Annotated in this window: 17 protein-coding genes; 12 read left to right on the forward strand and 5 right to left on the reverse strand. The window is 52.1% G+C overall.

The features are described 5' to 3' along the window. The first annotated feature begins 115 nt into the window (after positions 1–115). From secA to GWK77_01185, 5 genes are all read left to right on the forward strand, one after another. Positions 116–2,740 carry a preprotein translocase subunit SecA gene (gene secA / locus GWK77_01165; protein QHU93410.1) on the forward strand — a complete coding sequence of 875 codons (2,625 nt, stop codon included), beginning with the start codon at positions 116–118 and terminating at the stop codon, positions 2,738–2,740. Positions 2,741–2,773: 33 nt separating this feature from the next. Continuing rightward, positions 2,774–4,051 (forward strand): hypothetical protein, encoded by a 1,278-nt coding sequence (locus GWK77_01170; GenBank protein ID QHU92787.1) that lies wholly within the window; start codon positions 2,774–2,776, stop codon positions 4,049–4,051. 141 nt (positions 4,052–4,192) lie between these two features. Further along, positions 4,193–5,365: a hypothetical protein gene (locus GWK77_01175; protein QHU92788.1), complete on the forward strand. Its 1,173-nt coding sequence runs from the start codon at positions 4,193–4,195 to the stop codon at positions 5,363–5,365. 16 nt (positions 5,366–5,381) lie between these two features. Next, positions 5,382–6,746 (forward strand): UDP-N-acetylmuramoyl-L-alanine--D-glutamate ligase, encoded by a 1,365-nt coding sequence (murD, locus tag GWK77_01180; GenBank protein QHU92789.1) that lies wholly within the window; start codon positions 5,382–5,384, stop codon positions 6,744–6,746. 92 nt (positions 6,747–6,838) lie between these two features. Continuing rightward, on the forward strand, positions 6,839–8,161 hold the full coding sequence (locus tag GWK77_01185; protein QHU92790.1) for a hypothetical protein: 1,323 nt from the start codon (positions 6,839–6,841) through the stop codon (positions 8,159–8,161). Positions 8,162–8,173: 12 nt separating this feature from the next. On the opposite strand, the gene hpt is transcribed toward GWK77_01185, so the two are convergent. Together hpt and GWK77_01195 are read right to left on the reverse strand one after the other, a co-directional pair. Continuing rightward, the gene (gene hpt / locus GWK77_01190) at positions 8,174–8,713 is read right to left on the reverse strand and encodes a hypoxanthine phosphoribosyltransferase (GenBank protein ID QHU92791.1); all 540 of its coding nucleotides are present in this window, start codon (positions 8,711–8,713) and stop codon (positions 8,174–8,176) included. Positions 8,714–8,730: 17 nt separating this feature from the next. Then, positions 8,731–9,360 (reverse strand): hypothetical protein, encoded by a 630-nt coding sequence (locus GWK77_01195; protein QHU92792.1) that lies wholly within the window; start codon positions 9,358–9,360, stop codon positions 8,731–8,733. Between the two features lie 35 nt (positions 9,361–9,395). On the opposite strand from GWK77_01195, the gene GWK77_01200 reads away from it, so the two are divergent. Further along, complete coding sequence (locus tag GWK77_01200) at positions 9,396–10,475, forward strand: peptide chain release factor 2 (protein QHU92793.1); 1,080 nt, start codon at positions 9,396–9,398, stop codon at positions 10,473–10,475. On the opposite strand, the gene GWK77_01205 is transcribed toward GWK77_01200, so the two are convergent. Further along, entirely contained in the window at positions 10,451–11,281 is an 831-nt protein-coding gene (locus tag GWK77_01205; GenBank protein ID QHU92794.1) for a hypothetical protein, read from the reverse strand. The genes GWK77_01200 and GWK77_01205 overlap by 25 nt on opposite strands. A 68-nt stretch (positions 11,282–11,349) precedes the next feature. On the opposite strand from GWK77_01205, the gene ftsE reads away from it, so the two are divergent. The 5 genes from ftsE (at position 11,350) to GWK77_01230 (ending at position 15,889) form a co-directional block, all read left to right on the forward strand. Beyond that, a complete protein-coding gene (gene ftsE, locus GWK77_01210; GenBank protein ID QHU92795.1) occupies positions 11,350–12,033 on the forward strand; it encodes a cell division ATP-binding protein FtsE in 684 nt (227 codons plus the stop codon). Beyond that, a complete protein-coding gene (locus GWK77_01215; protein QHU92796.1) occupies positions 12,030–13,031 on the forward strand; it encodes an FtsX-like permease family protein in 1,002 nt (333 codons plus the stop codon). Before ftsE ends, GWK77_01215 begins: the two co-directional genes overlap by 4 nt. An 82-nt stretch (positions 13,032–13,113) precedes the next feature. Continuing rightward, entirely contained in the window at positions 13,114–14,247 is a 1,134-nt protein-coding gene (locus GWK77_01220; GenBank protein QHU92797.1) for a CHAP domain-containing protein, read from the forward strand. Between the two features lie 59 nt (positions 14,248–14,306). Continuing rightward, positions 14,307–15,485 carry a PDZ domain-containing protein gene (locus tag GWK77_01225; GenBank protein QHU92798.1) on the forward strand — a complete coding sequence of 393 codons (1,179 nt, stop codon included), beginning with the start codon at positions 14,307–14,309 and terminating at the stop codon, positions 15,483–15,485. Between the two features lie 23 nt (positions 15,486–15,508). After that, positions 15,509–15,889 (forward strand): response regulator, encoded by a 381-nt coding sequence (locus tag GWK77_01230; protein ID QHU92799.1) that lies wholly within the window; start codon positions 15,509–15,511, stop codon positions 15,887–15,889. Positions 15,890–16,005: 116 nt separating this feature from the next. On the opposite strand, the gene GWK77_01235 is transcribed toward GWK77_01230, so the two are convergent. Next, positions 16,006–16,278 (reverse strand): 50S ribosomal protein L27, encoded by a 273-nt coding sequence (locus GWK77_01235; GenBank protein ID QHU92800.1) that lies wholly within the window; start codon positions 16,276–16,278, stop codon positions 16,006–16,008. Positions 16,279–16,385: 107 nt separating this feature from the next. Between GWK77_01235 and GWK77_01240 the strand changes: the two genes are divergently transcribed. Next, positions 16,386–17,072: a hypothetical protein gene (locus tag GWK77_01240; protein ID QHU92801.1), complete on the forward strand. Its 687-nt coding sequence runs from the start codon at positions 16,386–16,388 to the stop codon at positions 17,070–17,072. On the opposite strand, the gene GWK77_01245 is transcribed toward GWK77_01240, so the two are convergent. Beyond that, positions 17,065–18,390 carry a methyltransferase domain-containing protein gene (locus GWK77_01245; GenBank protein ID QHU92802.1) on the reverse strand — a complete coding sequence of 442 codons (1,326 nt, stop codon included), beginning with the start codon at positions 18,388–18,390 and terminating at the stop codon, positions 17,065–17,067. The two genes, GWK77_01240 and GWK77_01245, sit on opposite strands and share 8 nt — an antisense overlap. Between the last annotated feature and the right edge of the window lie 36 nt (positions 18,391–18,426).

The raw sequence follows: 18,426 nt of genomic DNA on the forward strand, positions 1-18,426 counted from the left end.
GGCGAGCCTTGATTAACTCCACATCCAAACACCCTTTAATTTTCCAGCCCTGCACGGTATAATATATACAGTTTTTGAAAATGCCTGAAAGTGAGGGAGTTTTGAGTTTATGGCAATGACACAACAAAAGGCGCTGAGTAAGATTTTTGGCGATCCGCAGAAGAAGATTTTGAAACGGCTGCGTAAGCAAGTTGACGCAATTAACGGTCTGTCCGAAAAATATGAAACAATGTCGGACAAGGAGTTGCGGGTGCAGACGGAGGCGCTGAAAAAGCGTCTGACAAAGAAAAACGTAACGCTGGATACGATTTTGCCGGATGCCTTTGCAGTGGTACGTGAGGCTGCCAAGCGCGTTATCGGCGAGCGTCCGTATGACGTCCAGCTAATCGGTGGCATGGTTCTTCATGAGGGCAATGTGGCCGAGATGAAGACTGGTGAGGGTAAGACCCTGGTGGCGACGCTGCCGACCTATCTCAATGCGCTGGAAGGCAAGGGCGTTCATGTGGTGACCGTCAACGATTATCTGGCACAGCGTGACGCGGGCTGGATGGGCCAGGTGTATGACTTTTTGGGCTTAACGACTGGTGTGATTATCAACGAAGCGTCATTTATCTATGACAAAGAGTATGATAATGAGCATCACGACGATCCGCGCATGCGCAAGCTCCGTCCGGTCACTCGTAAGGAAGCCTACGCTGCCGACATTACGTACGGTACCAACAATGAGTTTGGTTTTGACTATCTACGCGACAACATGGTGAACGACGTTAATTTGCTCAGGCAGCGCGAGCTGAACTTCGCCATCGTTGACGAGGTGGACTCCATTCTGATCGACGAGGCGCGTACGCCGCTGATTATCTCGGCGCCAGCAGCGGAAAACCCAGACAATTACTACACGTTCGCCAAAGTTGCCAGTAAATTAGCGCCAGAGGATTATGTTTTGGATGAAAAGCGCCGCAGCGTGGCCTTGACTGACGGGGGCGTGGAAAAAGTCCAAAAACTGCTGGGAATAAAAAATTTGTACACCCCAGACCATGTGCGCAGCGTATACCACATGGACCAAGCCCTGCGAGCACAAACATTGTTCAAGCGTGACAAAGATTACGTGGTGACCAATGACGGCGAGGTGATCATCGTCGATGAGCACACTGGCCGTTTGATGCAAGGTCGGCGCTACAACGAGGGTTTACACCAGGCCATTGAGGCCAAAGAGGGCGTACCAGTGCTAGAAGAAAGCATGACACTAGCGACCATTTCGTTCCAGAATTATTTCCGTTTGTACAATAAACTTTCCGGTATGACTGGTACGGCGTTTACTGAAGCTGAAGAGTTTCAACAAATTTATTCACTGGACGTTATCCAGATTCCGCCGAACAAACCAGTGATTCGCGACGATAAAGAAGACCTGATTTTCAAGACTGAAAAAGGCAAGTTGAAGGCGGTGGCTGAAGCCATCAAAGATTATCACAAGCAGGGCCGGCCAGTGTTGGTTGGTTCTGGCTCGATTGCCAAGAACGAGCAGATTGCCAAATATTTGGAAAAAGAGGGCATCAAGTTTGAGATTTTGAACGCTAAGAATAATGAGCGCGAGGCGGCTATCATTGAGAAGGCTGGTGAAAAGGGCGCCATCACGCTAGCGACAAACATCGCCGGACGCGGTACCGACATTAAGCTCGGCAAGGGCGTGAAAGAGCTAGGCGGTCTGGTGGTGATTGGTTCTGAGCGGCACGAGTCACGCCGCATCGACAATCAGCTGCGCGGTCGCGGCGGTCGTCAGGGTGATCCAGGTGAGACACAGTTCTATGTGTCAACCGAAGATGATTTGATGCGAATTTTCCAGGGCGAGCGCATCGCGGCGTTGATGGATCGGCTGGGCGTGGACGAAGATACGCCAATTCAAAACCGCGCTGTGTCAAAGACATTGGAGGCAGCCCAGAAGCGTGTTGAGGGTTACAACTTTGATACGCGCAAAAATGTTGTTCAGTACGACAACGTGATTAATCGTCATCGCCGCGTGGTCTACACGATGCGGCGAAAAATCCTTGAAGGCGATAATATTCAGCCGGAAATTGAGCGGTTGTTGCGAGATAGAGTCAAAGAATTAGTGACGCTACCGACCAAGAACAACCCGAAGTTTATCGAGGAATTTACGTCGGCCTTTCCAGTCGATGAAGCGGCCGTGCGCAAGGTTGGCCGCGAGAAAAAAGACCGTCCACGCCTCCAAGAAGCCCTGAAACTAGCACACCAGGCCTACCGGGAAAAAGATGAAGAAATCGGTACTGAAGAGTTACGCGGTGTAGAGCGCGAGGTGTATATGGCGGTGCTCGACACCCTGTGGATGCAGCACCTAGAGAATATGCAACACCTACGCGAAGGGATCCACTGGCGCAGCGTTGGGCAGCGCGATCCATTGGTAGAATACCGGGCGGAGTCACAAAAATTGTTCACCAGCCTTCAGGAAAATCTGCGTAACGAAGTTCTGAACACAATTTTTCATATTCATAAATCTGACGCAGTGATTCGCCAGTCGCAGGATGATGAGTATGATACCGAGCTAACGCGCCTGGCAGAAAGCGCAGTTGAGCGTGGCGTTAATGAAGTTGGTGCGGGCGAGGAAAATCGCGACGGTGACTTTTCGGTGAAAAAGGGCAAATCAAACGCCGAGTCGAACCGTGCCAAAAACCAAGCACGCAAGAAGAAAAAAGCACAGCGCCAAAACCGCAAAAAGAACCGCAAATAAATCTAAAACCGGTGGGCAGAGAGCGACAGACAGATGAAACATACGGTCAAAGAAATAAAATTGAAAAACGGTGCGAAAGGCTTGTTTATTGATGTACCGGACGCGACAGTGATGAGCTTTCAGGTGCAGTTTCGGGCGGGCAACCGCTACGTTCGCGACAAGGATATCTACGAGACGGCGCACATCATGGAGCACATGGCATTCGGGGCGAATGAGAAGTTTCGTTCGGAGCACGCGTATGAGCAGGAGTTTACCAAGAATGGCGCCTATCATAATGCGTTCACCTCTGATTATTCAATGGTGTACGAGGCGGCCTGCGCGGATTTTGAATGGGATCGGATCTTGGATTTGCAGCGGCTGGCGATTACTACGCCGCGCTTTAATGCTGAAGAACTAGAGGCTGAAAAGGGTAATGTTCGGAGCGAGCTGACCGGCTATCTCAATAACCACAACCGCGTGATGTGGCCGCGGGTGCAGCAGGCACTGGGCGAGGATATTTTGACATATAATCAGCGGCTGAAAACGATTGACGCGATTACCCTAAAAGACATCAAGGAGCATCATCGGCGGACACATACCCTCAATAATATGCGGTTTGTGGTGGCGGGTAAGTTGACCGGGCGGATGGCGACAATTCGTGAATCGCTGGAGCAGTGGCAGCTAGAGCCGGGCGAGCGGTTTACCATTCCGCACGATAAACTGTCGAGTGCCGCACCGATTTTTGTCCGCCGCAAGGAGGCCTCGAATCTGACATTTGGCTGGTCGATGAATCTGCCGCGTGAGCTGAGCGATGACGATTCTGACGCTATGGGCTGCTTGGATCATATCTTGACCGGGACGATGAGCTCGCGGATTTTCGGGGCGGCGCGCAAGAAAGGGCTGGCTTACGGCGTGTTTAGCGATACCTCGGTCGGGTTTCATGATTCGGCTTGGGACTTTGGCGGCCAGGTCAACCTCGAGACAGCAGAGGCGTTGTTTGATATTATCGTGCGCGAACTGCGTCGGGTGCTGAACGGAACGATCACCTCAGAGGATATCGAGAATGCCAAGTCGTATGCGCTGGGCCGTTATCAGATGGGGGCGCAGACGGTGGCCCAAATCAGTAATTTCTATACCGGGCGTTATTTTGCCGATGATTTCGTCAAGAATTATGAGGGCGTGCCGACAGCGATTTTGGCAGTGACTGCCGATCAAATCGTTCGGGTGGCGCGAGAGTTTTTTGCGGCAAATACCTGGGTGCTTGCTGGCGTGAGTAGCGGCGATAAAGAGCTGCTCGGGCGACTGCAGAAGAAGCTCGAGGGGCTGTTTTAGGCGGGATCTTCCTGCGCTTATGCTTGAGAAAGATAACCCTTGTGTATTACCATTACTATGGGGTTATTCAGTTGGACTGAGGTGAGTGGACTGTCTTTGGAATAGCCGGTTTATTTAGTCGCAATGCGAGAGGAGTAGAACATGCATGAACATAATCTAGTAGAGACCGATCTTGGTCCAGCAATATCGGAGCAGGAGCGAGCGGAGCTGCTCGGGCGGATGATTGCTGATCAGGAGCGTAGTGATGCGGCTGCTGAAACACTAGAGCGGGATATTGATAAGGGCCGCATACTAGAGGGTCGAAATGTGTTGGCACTCGTCAGTACGATCTATCGTGAAGTGCGTGATCTGCGCAGGAGTATTATAAATGGCTCGCGGCCTATCGATCCTTCCGCTGTTCATCTTGTGGCGAGTATGCCCCTTGATTATACCGACAATCTCAACAATAGGCATAGGGATGATGCGATTTGTTTATATGAAGTATGCAAGGCGACTGAGACTAATAGGAATTCGTTGCGTCCAAAGGATGAGGAGGAACTTATCGAAATCCATATGAAAAAGCGGCTTCAGCCGTATATCGACTCTGGGCTTATTCCCGAGAGTATTATCGAAGCGCATACAGTTAAACCGTCCTATGACGATCGGCTTCCGGTGCTTCCATATGGCTCGGTAATTTTTAGGGCTAACGTATATCCACGACAAATTGATGAAGGAGTTAAAGAGGAGGCCGTTAGTGATGCAGTGTTGCGAGAGATAGGCGAACACGCGATTCGGAGTGATGCTCCGCAGCATAGTACCGCTGGTTCTGAAAAGTTAACTCCAGAGAACGATGAGGTTATTTTACAGCCAGATGACCTCGCTATATTGCATTGGTGCTCCAAAATTGCTGAGTTTGCACGAGTTGTACGCCAGCGCGCCCTGGAGGATCGGCAGAAAGGGGATGGAATATACCCTAGTGTTGCCAGTCAAGAGCGGGCTATATTTGTTAATCAAAACAGCAATGACAAAAACCCAACAGTTTCATCCCGGTTCCCGCGCAGGCCTTTGCTACGCTATGATTTTGTGCCGCAGGTTACTGGTGACTATATCGTCGACTTTATCCGAGACGATCTTTTGCATCGCCTTCAACCCCATATAGATTCCGGATTAATCCCTCCAGTTGCTGTTAACGTGGAGCTATGTCGGCATAAAGCGGAATCGTATGTGGTTGCCCGAGTTAGTTTTGATGCTCTTAGTAAAGAGTGGGGCAAGAAGCTGCAGGAGAGAGATGTAGCCAATTCAGCGCTAGATGTTCCAATATCTCGAAGTTCTTGATGGTATAATAGAAACTATGAAGATCGTTATCGCTGGCTATGGTCTTGAGGGTATATCAAGTTTGAGATATTTTCAGCAGGCTTTTCCTGATGCCGAGTTTGTGATTGCTGACCATAAAGCGGTCGAGAATGCACCGGATGGCGTGACGGTGCGGACTGGTGAGTCGGTGTTCACCGAGCAGCTGCAGGATGCCGATATGGTGGTGCGAGCACCGGGTGTGCCACCGCGGCTGCTCAAAACATCGGGCAGAATATGGTCGGCGACCAATGAGTTTTTTGACAAATGTCCAGCGCCGATTATTGGCGTGACGGGGACGAAAGGCAAGGGTACGACCTGCAGTCTAATCGCGGCGATCTTGCGGGCGGCCGGTCAGACGGTGCATCTGGTTGGGAATATTGGTGTGCCGGCACTGGACGCGCTACCAAACATCACAAAGGACGACTTCGTTGTGTACGAACTATCGAGTTTTCAGCTGTGGGATCTCGAGAAATCGCCGACCATTGCCGTGGTATTGATGATCGAGCCGGATCATTTGGAGGTACATACGGATTTTGCTGAGTACCTCGATGCCAAGAAAAATATTCATCGCCACCAGGGTATTATTGATACATGTTTATATCATCCAACGAATAAATACTCACGGGAGGTAGCCACCGCGCCGCTTGATAGGCCATTGTATGGGTGTGACTGTGAGACATGTAGCGAATACTGCGGAGATGATGAGTTAAATTTCGCGTACCGCTATGCTGTCCCTGACGAGGATCAGGTGTATGTCCGGGATGGCTACTTCTGTGTGCAAGATCGGCGGATTTGTCGCACCGATCATTTGCGGCTGCCGGGCGCGCACAACCTCGAGAACGCCTGTGCGGCGATGAGCGCGGTGACAGAACTGCCGATCACAGTGACCGACGAGCAGTATGCGGCTGGGCTAGAGAGTTTCACGGGGCTGCCGCATCGATTAAAATTCGTTGCTGAGAAAAACGGCGTGAAGTATTACGATGACAGTATCGCTACTACGCCGGGCAGTGCTATCGCGGCGCTGCGGGCGTTTGAAGCGCCGAAAGTGCTGATCGTCGGCGGGTACGACAAGGGGGCGGATTATGATGAAATGGCCACGGAGATTGCCAGACAAACGGTGCGGGCGGTGATTATTATCGGGGCGAATGCGGCAAAGATTGAGCAGTCGCTGCATCAAGCATCGGTGACGGCGACAACAGTGGTGCTCGGTCAGACAACGATGGTGGATATCGTTGCCCAGGCCAGTCAATTATCTCGCCCGGGCGATGTTGTCATCCTTAGCCCGGCGGCCGCTAGCTTTGGTATGTTCAAAAATTACGTCGACCGCGGCGAGCAGTTTGTGGCGGCGGTAGAGAAGTTGTAGGTGGTAGTTTTGTTATAACGATCTGCCGTAGTTGAGCAATATCTTAGACCAAAACGTTGATATGTTGCAATAAAATATGTATAATATTTGTTATGTCAGAAAAAGATAGGTCTATTGAACAACATCATCAGCCGCATCTTTGGGGTGAAACGACTGATCCGAAAGAACATAACCCAAAACATTTCCGATATCTTGTTCACGCTATTAATCCATTTGCCAAAATGAGCGCCACGGCTGGTTGTGCCTTGGGCTTAATGGAGGGGTTTGGTCCTGAGACATCAGGAGACCAATCTATATCTATGTATAAACAACCTGAGCGCATTGGAGATAGGGTTTCTGCTAGTATGTCATTGATCGACCAAGACCACACCGCCACTTGGGGGGGCGGTGGGCTTATTATTGATGCTCCTGAAGGGAATATAGTCAGAACTTCTGGAGCTGATGCGAGTGCTCGTAACAATAATCGAGATCTGCTCATAAAACAGGGTCATATTTGTGATATTATAGATCCGAATGAACTTTTAAATAGGACTTCACAGTATGATCATAATGAAGTCGTGGCTCTCGCCGAACACGAGGGTCACCAGCTGCAAACCGTTGGTTTTTTCTACAAAGTAACACCAAAAGGTGAGCCGGTAAATCATCGTCTTGCGCAGGTAATGCATATGCATGCCGATAGACTGCAGTTACCGATTGTAGAGATACCTGAGCCTCGTTGTGCTGACTCTGAGAATAATAAAGTACATCGTACCATCCGTCATGGGAAAGAGGAGGAGAGTATCATCGTTAGCTTAGATGGATACAATTTCTACCTTAGGGGGTTTGATGATATGTCCGGATGCTCAACTTATTGGATGCTTGATAAAGATTCTCTTCAGGCCTGCTTTGCATCTCCTTGTCAGTTTAAAGAAGCCGTTGAGTTTGCTGTTGGTATGGGAGAATTGAGTGATGAAGATGCTCGGCATGTTCTGAGGGGCTATGAAGAAGCAGATTTGCAGCGAAAAACCCCGACTGCGTATTATGATAAAAATGGAAATTTTGAGAAAATAGAATATTTTGAAGGTTATGGTAGCGAAGAGTATTATATCTCTATTAGGAAAACAGGCTATAGCGCTAGGGGGAATACGATAGACGCGAGGAGGTTTTATGGGGCATTACTTTGTGATGATCAGTTGGCAACGGCTGGGCCGATCGAATCTCCACTAAGTCCTGCTGATGCAGAATTCGTGATTAAGGAAGCTATCGGTAAGCTTGACCCGGCCAGGGCTGTAGAATTAGAAAAGTGGCATGAAGATCATAAGTCGGTCATTGAAAGAGTATGGCGTGATCATGTACAGTCGGCCTCTAGGCTATCTGGTCAGCTTGCCGTGAGATACCACTCTATGAGTAATGAATCTTTTCAGACTCATCATTAGTAGCGTATTACTTTATCCCTGATACACCTCAGGCTTCAACACTCCAATATACGGTAGGTTTCGGTATTGTTGGCGGAAATCTAGGCCGTAGCCGACGACGAATTCGTTGGGGACGGACAGGCCGACGTAATCGGCGGTAACGTTGGCGATACGCCGTTCGGGTTTATCGAGTAGTGAGCAGACTTTGACTGAGGCGGCACCGCGACCGGCGAATAATTCCAGCAATTTTTCCAACGTTCGGCCAGTATCGACGATGTCTTCGACCAGCAAAATATGCCGCCCAGTAACGTCGCTATCAATGTCTTTGAGGATAGTGACCGCGCCGGATGATTCAGTTGCGTCGCCGTAGCTAGAGATGTCAATGAAATCGATTTCCATATAGCAATCCATGGCGCGCACCAGATCGATCATGAACGGCGCCGCACCGCGCAGTACACCGATGACCAGCGGGTTCTTGTCACGATACTCTGCCGTCAGCTCTCGGCCCAGCTGCGCCACTGCATTGTTAATTTGCTTAGTAGTTACGAGGATTTTAGCAATGTCTTGATTCATTAGGATAAGTATAACAATTAGCTAGCAAAATCGCTAATCCGCTTGGCGATAATTGCAGTGGGTTCAAGAATGCGGCATTGCGGAAAAAGGCGTTGTAACCGCCTCTTAATTGCCAGATAATGCGTGCAGCCTAGAACAATAACATCGCTGCCGTCCGCAACACTGGCCGATACTTCATCAAGTATAATGTCGTCGGCCAAACCTTGATCGATCATCTGCGCCCACGCACGGGTGTCTGGCGTGTCGATGCGAACGCCAGTAGCATATTCACTGATAAGCGCGCGCAGACGCTGGCTGTGTTTGGTGGCGTTTGTCGCCAGCATGGTAATATGATGTGATTTGGTCAAGATGACGGCCGATTTGATCATCGGTTCAAAGCCCATAAAGCATACGTCTGTGTAACGTTGCCGCAGCGAGCTAATCGCGTTAGTCGTGGCGGTATTGCATGCTATAACAATAATGTCGCATGATAGTATCGGCTGGATGGCGGCATCGGTTAGCGTGATAATCTCTTCCGGTGAACGATTACCGTACGGTGCATGCTCGCGGTCGATCGCCGTGATGTACGAATGCTGCGGCAGTAATTTTTTCAGCCTCTTTGCTACTAATTTGCCGCCAGTTCCCGTATCAAATATGCCAATCTTCATACAAAAAGTATAGCAAAATTGTTACAATAGTACCCATGCAGCCACTCAAAAAACGCATCCAAACCCTGCGATCAGAAGTAGAACAGGCCAAGGCGGTGCTGGATGTTGCGGCGCTGGAGCAAGAGCTGGCGGCGCTGGATGAGCGGCTTAATCAGCCGGAGATTTGGCATAATCCGGACGAAGCGCAGGCGCTGGCCAAAAAGGCGGCTAGCTTGTGTCAGACAGTTGAGCCGTGGCAGACGCTGGGGGTGCAGTTAGCGGATATCGCTGAGTTGATGGAGTTGGGCGACGATGATCTACTGCCGGAGTTTGAGGCGCAGGTGACGGCGCTGGAGCAGGAGTTTACTCAGCGCAAGACTGATCTATTGTTCAACGGCCCGTACGACAACCGCGAGGCGGTGGTGCGGATTTCGGCTGGCGTGGGCGGGCTGGATGCTCAGGACTTTGCGGCGATGCTGGAGCGGATGTATCTGCGTTGGGCGGAGAAGTCGGGAATGAAAGCCGACACGCTGGAGCGCTCGACTAATGATGATGCTGGGATAAAGACGGCGGTGTTGGAAATTTCTGGGCCGTTTGCCTATGGAAAATTGCGCTCAGAAAATGGCGTGCATCGGCTGGTACGCCTCAGTCCGTTTAATGCTGATAATTTGCGCCAGACTAGCTTTGCACTGGTGGAGGTGCTGCCAAAGATTGATAAGCCGGATGAAATTGCGATTGACCCGAATGATCTGAGGATTGATGTGTATCGCTCGGGCGGCAAGGGTGGTCAGGGCGTGAACACCACTGACTCAGCGGTACGGGTGACGCACGTGCCGACGGGTATTACCGTGGCGATTCAGAATGAGCGTTCGCAGATCCAGAATAAAGAAACGGCGCTGAAGATTTTGCGCTCCAAGTTGCTGGCGATGAAGCTGGAGCAACACGCCGAAACCCTGTCTGATCTCAGGGCTGGCGAGTCAGCCAACTGGGGTAGTCAGATTAGAAACTACGTCCTGCATCCGTATACGCTGGTCAAGGATACTCGCACCAAGCACGAGAACCGCAACGCCCAGGGCGTGCTGGATGGCGATATTGATGAGTTTATGATGGCTTATTTGCGTGAGTCGCGCGGCTGACGGAAGACAGCAATAGTGATCATCACGGCAAAGGCGATGAGGCTGATGACCATGACGGACAGGAAATGCACGCCAAATGGCCAAGCAGTTTGCCTGACGAGAACGTCGATCGGATATTTTCGGTTAGTGTTATCGCCGATGATGTAATAGAGCCAGGCGCATGTACCCACCAGAAAGCACACCATGGCGAGGCCGTACCATACTAATGTTGACGTGTGGCGTGCAAGCCATCGATTTTTATCGGTAATTGCCTTGTTCTGCCAGCGGTTGGTGCCAATAAGCGTATAAAGCGGCAAGGCGAGACAGCCGGTAGCCAGGAGCAGCCCAGTCGCAGTGTACATGATATATACGAAAATACCGCTGTGTTGTGCTATGTCTTGTAGTAGCGTGACGTGGGGTGTGAGGAATAGGCATATAAGCGTGGCGCCAAGCGACATGACCATAAGTAGCGCCAATAGTCGCAAGCCAATCTCCAGTATCCTATAGGTGCGCCGTACAGGTTGCGCTGACTCATCAGGTGATTGCCCCACGAGCTGTCGTAGTCCACGTCCGAGGTAATATACACCCCAGACAATGCTGATAAATAGGAGTAGACCGCCAGTCAAGAAGAGCGGCCAGCGTAGAGCATTGGCAGTTTCTCGAGGAGCCGCGCAGCATGACCAGGTGTCTTGCGGTCGCGCCGCATCAAACGTATCCGGTAGGAATGGTACGCTGAGATTACTGATAATCATTAACCCGACTCCAATGATACTGAGGGCGATAAACATGATACTGAGACGATTGAGCAATGTGGCTGAAGTTTTCATATGTCTAGTGTAGCATGGTTTGCTGCGCCTATTCGCACCATCCCAAAAAATCTGCTATACTAATGGCAATGATTTTGTTAGATAGGGTTACCAAGACATATGGCAAGGACAACAAGCCGGCCTTGAACCGGGTGAGTGTTCATGTCAAACCGGGCGAGTTTGTGATTTTGGTTGGGACATCAGGCGCGGGGAAGTCGACGCTGCTCAAGCTGCTGACCCGCGAGGAAAAGCCGACTGGTGGCAAGATTGTCGTCGGCGGGATTGATTATGATACGCTCAAAGACAAGCATATCCCGCTGCTGCGGCGCAAGATTGGCGTGGTGTTTCAGGATTTCAAGCTGCTGCCGAATCGGACGGTATTTGAAAATGTGGCTTTTGCGCTGGAGATTGCTGGGATGACCAACCGCGAGATTAAGTCAACGGTGCCAAAAGTCATTGAACTGGTCGGACTCAAAGGCAAGGAAAAGAATTTCCCGAACCAGCTGTCTGGCGGTGAGCGCCAGCGGGTGGCAATTGCCCGGGCGGTGGTACGCCAGCCAAAGATTTTGATCGCTGACGAGCCGACCGGTAACCTCGACCCCAAGCACAGCTGGGATATTGTGCGCTTGCTGGAAAAAATTAACAAATACGGCACCACGGTGCTGCTGACGACGCACAATGTCGATATTGTGAACAAGCTCAAGCGCCGGGTGATCACCATCGATCACGGTAAAATTACCTCTGATCAAGCCAAGGGGAGTTACAAACAATGACCGATATTTCACGTAAAGCCGCCGCCAAGGCGCGCGTCGATCCCAAAGTCCTTAAGCGCACGCGGCAGCGTCGCCGTCGGGTGCTGACGTTCTGGCGAATGTGCCGGTATGGCATCAATAATTTTAGCCGTAACACCTGGCTGACGATTGCGGCGACTGCGGTGATGGCGGTGACGCTGCTCATTATTGCCATTACTATGGCTGCTCGCCAGGTGCTGGTTGACTCGGTCGATACGATTTCGCGCAGGGCCGATATGTCGATCTTCCTCAAAGGCTCAACCGAGCAAAAGGTGATCGACGAGCTGACATCGCGCCTGAGCAAGCTGCACAATGTCGAAAAGGTGACGTATATCTCGGCAGAGCAGGCGCGTCAGGAGCAAATCGAGAAGTATAAGAATGATCCAGCGACTCTCGAGGCGATCAAGGAATCAAGTAACGAAATGCCAGCGTCGCTGCGGGCCTCGCTCAGGGATTTGAATGATCAGCGAGCGCTGGTTGAGTTTACGAAGAATGACGAACTGTATAAAAAGCATAAAGACCCGACCAAAGAGCCGTCGTTCATCGGCGATCGACGTGAGGCGATCAACGCCATCGGTGACTGGGTGCGGTTTGCCAGTATTGCCGGCTCGATCGCTACGGTGGTGTTTGTGGTTATTTCGTCGCTGGTGGTGTTTAACACTATCAGGATGGCAATTTTTAACCGTAAAGACGAGATCCAGATGATGAAACTGATCGGCGCTGATCGCGGGTTTATTCGCGGGCCATTTATCGTCGAGGCAGTTATGTATGGATTTATCGCGGCGCTGGTGGCCTCAGGAGTCGGCTATTTGTTGTTGTTCTCGGCGCATGACAAGCTGGCGGTGCGGCTGCCGATGGATAATTTGATGAATATTAGTACCACGTATGCTGGACTGGTGGTGCTGGTGATGATTATGATCGGTGCGGTGATTGGCATTATCTCGTCATTGATCGCGACGCGCAAATACTTAAAATTATAAGTTATTTTGTCGCTGACCCCTGAATATTTACTGAGCCAAGGCGCTTGACGTCCATATGTCGCTTGTGCTAAAATAAAAAGCAATGAAGATACGGTCCACCACACCAGTTTCGACATCACGAGCCACACGGGCAGCTCTCGTGGCGGTTAGTGCTGTTGTTTTGGGCGCTGGCGTGTTCCAGCTCGGCCCACACGTATTCGCGCGTGACTATGAAGCGGAAATTAACGCTCTCAACCAACAGGCGCAACAGGCGCAGAACGAGGCCAATCGTCTCGGGACGATGGCGGCGACGTTGGAGGAGGAGCTGGGGCGCATTAATGCGCAGATTGATTCGATTCGGGCGGAAATTGCCAAGAGTCAGCAAAAGCACGACGCATTGGTTGCGGAAATTGCTAAGAATAAGCTAGCGATTGAAAAAAACCGTAAGGTCATGGGTAAAATCTTGTCGGATATTTACCTTGATGATCAGATTTCACCGCTCGAGATGCTGGCGAGCTCCAAATCAATCGGCGATTATGTCGATAAGCAGGAGCAACGTAGTAGTTTGCGATCGTCGCTGAATGATAAGATCAAGGAAATTAAGGCGCTGCAGGCTAAACTGGAAGAGAATAAAAAGTCAGTTGAGAATGTGCTCAAAGACCAGAAAGCTCAGCAGACACAACTGGCGTCCAAGCAGGCGGAGCAGGCCAAGCTGGTTAATGACACCAAGAATGACCAGAATGCCTACGCGGCCCTGGCGACGCAGCGGAATAACCAAGCAGCGAAACTGCGCGAAGAGCAGGCGGCGGCTAACCGGCGAGCACTTGGCGGGGTATCAATTCCGGGTGGTATCCCGGGCGGTGGCGGCTATCCAGGCGTCTGGGCGAATGCACCACTGGATGCTTACGTCGATCCATGGGGCCTATATACGCGCGAATGCGTGAGCTATGTGGCCTGGAAGATCCACAGTACCGGTCGGTTTGTGCCACACTTTGGTGGGGCTGGTAACGCTAATCAGTGGCCATCAACAGCGGCGCGATACGGCATCCAGAGCGGTTCGACACCAAAGGCTGGCGCAGCAGCGGTTATGAATGTTGGCTATTATGGCCACGTGATGTATGTTGAGTCGGTCAATGGTGACGGTACAATCACGGTCAGTGACTATAACTTGGCGTGGGACGGTCTGTACCGAAAGTATACGCGTTTAGCCTCGGGCTTAACCTACGTGTATTTTTAATAGTACGATGAGCCAATAAAGCCCTCGCATCAGCGGGGGTTTTTGTGTACAATAGATATATGACAGAGCAACGGAGGGTAGGAACGCGGGCTCGCTTGTTTTTGGGCGGGCTGCTGATCGCGATTGTGAGTTTTGTGGCCGGAACGCGGTCGGATTTGATCATGGCGCAGGTCGGGTCACTGTTTGGACTCAGGACAGCGACGGGGTCGCTGGATGTATCAACAGTGCAGCGCGTGTACCGTGAGTTAAAGGCTCATTATGACGGTACGTTGGATGAGCAAGCACTTACGCGTGGGGCGGCGCGCGGTATGGTGGCGGCGACGGGCGATCCGCACACGGCGTATATGGATCCGGATGAAGCCAAGGAGTTTGAGAAGAGCTTGTCGGGCAATATTGGTGGCGGTATCGGGGCGGAAATTGCCAAGCGGCATAACGTGCCGACGATCATCCGGCCGCTAAAGAATAGCCCAGCCGAAAAGGCGGGCGTCAAAGCTGGTGATGCCATCGTCAAGGTCAATGACACGGTGGTGACTAATATGCCGGTTGATCAAGTGGTGCAGCGTATTCGTGGCGACGTTGGCACGACGGTCAAGTTGGTGCTGTCGCGTGGTGGCGAACGTAAAGACGTGACAGTGACGCGCGAGAAAGTCGTCGCGCCGGCTGCCGAGTGGAAGATTGATGGTGAGATCGGTATTTTGACAGTCAGTCGCTTTAATGATGACACCGGCAAGCAAGCGCGCCAAGCCGCCGAGGAGTTTCGCTCGGCAGGTGTCAAGAAAGTTATCCTCGACCTCAGGGGAAATCCTGGTGGTACGGTGGCGGCCGCACAGGCGCTAGCAGGGCTGTGGCTTGATCATCAGGTGGTGATGACGCAGCGGCGCGGCGAGCAGGTTGTCTCGACGGAGAAATCGACTGGCCAGCCGCTTCTCGGTGATATCAAGACGGTTGTGTTGATTAACGGTGGTAGTGCCAGCGCCAGCGAGATCGTGGCGGGGGCGCTCAAGGATTACGGCAAGGCGACGCTGGTTGGTGAAAAAACCTATGGTAAGGGCAGTGTGCAGCGGCCGATTGATCTGGCGGACGGCTCGGTTCTAAAAGTGACCGAGGCGCGCTGGTATACGCCGCATGGCAAGAATATTGATAAGTCGGGTATCGAGCCGGATGTCAAGGTCGAGATGACGACTGGGGCGGCGGATAATGGGCGTGACCCACAGTTAGAGAAAGCAAAGAGTGTCTAGCTTAAAAAGGGAGGGTAAGGGACATGCAACACAGAAAAAAAATACTATTAGTTGAAGACGATACGGCACTGGCGGCAGTCTATCGGTCGCGGCTGGAGCTGGAGGGCTTTGAGATTCGTGAGGTGCATAATGGCGAGGACGCACTGTCGGCAACGGTGGCGTTTCGGCCGGACTTGATCGTACTGGATGCCATGATGCCGAAAATTAGCGGCTTTGACGTGCTCGATATCCTGCGCAATACGCCAGAAACGACCAACGTGCGGGTGATTATGCTGACGGCGCTCAGCCAGCAGAAAGACCGAGAGCGGGCAGAGGCGCTGGGCGTGGATGAATATCTCGTTAAGTCACAGGTGGTGATCGGCGACGTGGTAGCGCGAGTAAAGCATCATTTGGGCGTGTCGTAGCTGCCTGGAGGAACTAGCCGCTCAAATACTACTAGCGTAGCGGAATAGACAGCTAAATAGATGGGTGTAATCTTGATGCCGGGATGGCGGCGTCATAGAATAGAGAATAGTGCTGACTAGCCGACGCAAACCTGAGTTCGTCGCTCGGTTTTGCCGGTGAACTTGGTTTTCTTGACTCGTTTGAAGGTGACGACACCGGACTGAGCAGCGTGGATGGTGTAGTTGCGGCTCATGTATGCGCCTTCACCAGCGACTTTCGTAGCGCCTGTTTGGCGGACGAGTACCTCGCCGGCGTTAACTTTTTGGCCGCCGAAACGCTTGACGCCGAGGCGTTGGCCAGGGTTGTTGTGGATGTTCTTACTTGAGCCACCAGCTTTGACTTTTGACATTGAAACTCCTTAAATTTTCTAAACCTAATCCGTACCAGTATAAGTGACGGCTGATAAAAAGTCAAGGGGCTTTACTTGATTAGCCAAGTGTTATATAACTAGGGGCTATGAGCGAGCAGAATATGACGACAATGGAAGCTATTTTCAACAGACAAGTGGATAGAAGAACGGCACTACTGGGTGTCTTGTTGGGTACTGTTGGCGCAGTGGCATTCGGTGGTGCTGTGTACGAATCTCAAGAGAAGCCTCGTGACGGAGAGGCACTCCAAGCATTGCACGCGGTACAGACGGCGGCGGCAGAGGTTGCTGAGCGCGGTGTCAATGGCCAGACAACCTCAGAAGAGACGATCGCAGCGATGATGCAGCGTGAGAGTGGTGCAATGGTAAAGATTGAGGTGGCGCTTTCCGAGCCGCTGGCGCACTATGCTGCGGGCGAGGGGCTGTATGCGTCAATTGGGGCAAATATGGTGGACGGACTATTGAGCCAGATCGGGCGGGAGGTGTTTGCCGATACCGATCAACAGATGACGATGGAAATGACCGAGCGGGCGCGGCCGGCATTGGCATTTTTACTTGTGGCGTTGAATCAGCGGCGGATCGGTCTGGGCGCTAGGGATTTACTAGCAATGTGTCAGCAGTATCATCCGGAGGCGATCGCTCCTTCTGCGGCCAAGCAAGCAGCAGAGGCGCGTCAAGCGCAGCTTGATCTTTTGGAAAAGGAATTGGTGGGTCGCTTGGGGCAGCTCGCAGACTATGATCCGGCGCTACAACTCAATCGTCCGGTGCTTAGGTAGCTTGCAGGATCAGTAACTCGCGAGCGACGACCTGATCAGGGCGGCGATAGATGAGCGGTGTGCGGTTGAGCTGGTGATAGCCGAGCTGTTGAAGGTTTTTTATTAGCGGCAAGTGAGCGGCTCGGCCAAATGCGTCGTACCACGCTGGCACGGCGATACACAGCGGCGTGTTTGGCGCTAGCTGCGAGCGGATGTTAGTGAGGAAGCTGGTGATAATGTGGTTGCAGTTACCGACAACTTCCGCTAGTTTTTGGGGTGCGGGCGGTGCGGAAAAGGGCTGGCCAAGGTAAGTTTCGCAGACGACGGCAGCGAGGTGTGTGCTGTTTGGCCAGCGGTGCGTGGTGGCGTCGGCTTGGTGAATATCAATGACGTTGCCGGGCGCAGTGAAGGTTGATTGCAGCCACGACAGGTTCTCAGTGGTGTAATCAACCATTTTCTGGCTGAGGTCGGTGCCAACGACATCATAGCCAGCGAGTAGGGCTTCTTGCAGGACGGTGCCGGTACCGCAGAAGGGGTCGAGTATCAAGGGGTGCCGTCTGCCAACCTCCGTGAGAGGGTCGGATTCCAGCCTCTCTGACAAGTCGATAGTTCTGCGGACGGCGTTGCCGGATGCATTCGACTTGGAGGAGATGGCTGGAATCCTACTCATCACAGAATTGCCGCACGATCTGTGACGAGCTAGCGGCCCGGCACCCAGCGCTAAATTCAGCATAATCTGCGCTAATTTGGGCGGCAGCATGCCAACGAAGGCGTCGCGCTTGGGGCGATGGCGGTCGCGGCGGGTATAGGCGGTGATGTTTTGGACACCGCGGCTCTCGGCGATGATCAGGCGGCGGTCGGTCGTTTTAACAAGCAGCAGCTCGACTTTATGCGGCGAACCACCGAGCTTGTTATTGTGCGCGGTGGCGGTAGAGAGGGCTGGCTGATCGTTCGGGATGAGACGGAGGCTGGTGCCAGATTTTTTTAGGGATGATTTGAGGATGAGGCCGGTTTTTTGGATATCACGGGCGGCAACGGCTAGGTTATAAGCGCTGAGACCGAGGGTGATTTTATGCGGCGAGTGCGCCCACTTGGCTTGATAATGCTGGGTGATGAAGCGCGAAGCGGCGAGGAGCGAGGTTTTATCGGTGCGGCTGGCTGGTAGCTCGGTGATCACTTCGGCGTATTTAATGGTGCCGCCCAAGGTGGTAATATCAAATTGAGATGTTTGAACTTCGGCAAACTGCTGGCTGATGCGATTGACACAGTCTGCGCCAAACACCGCCGCAAGTTCGGCGAGCGAGATCTCTGGCTGGCGGCCAAGCAGGGTGATGTACATGGTTTGATTATAGCAAAAACTGCGTGATATAATGGG

It is taken from the genome of Candidatus Saccharibacteria bacterium oral taxon 488 (genome assembly GCA_010202645.1).
Classification (GTDB): Bacteria; Patescibacteriota; Saccharimonadia; order Saccharimonadales; family Saccharimonadaceae; genus Nanosynbacter.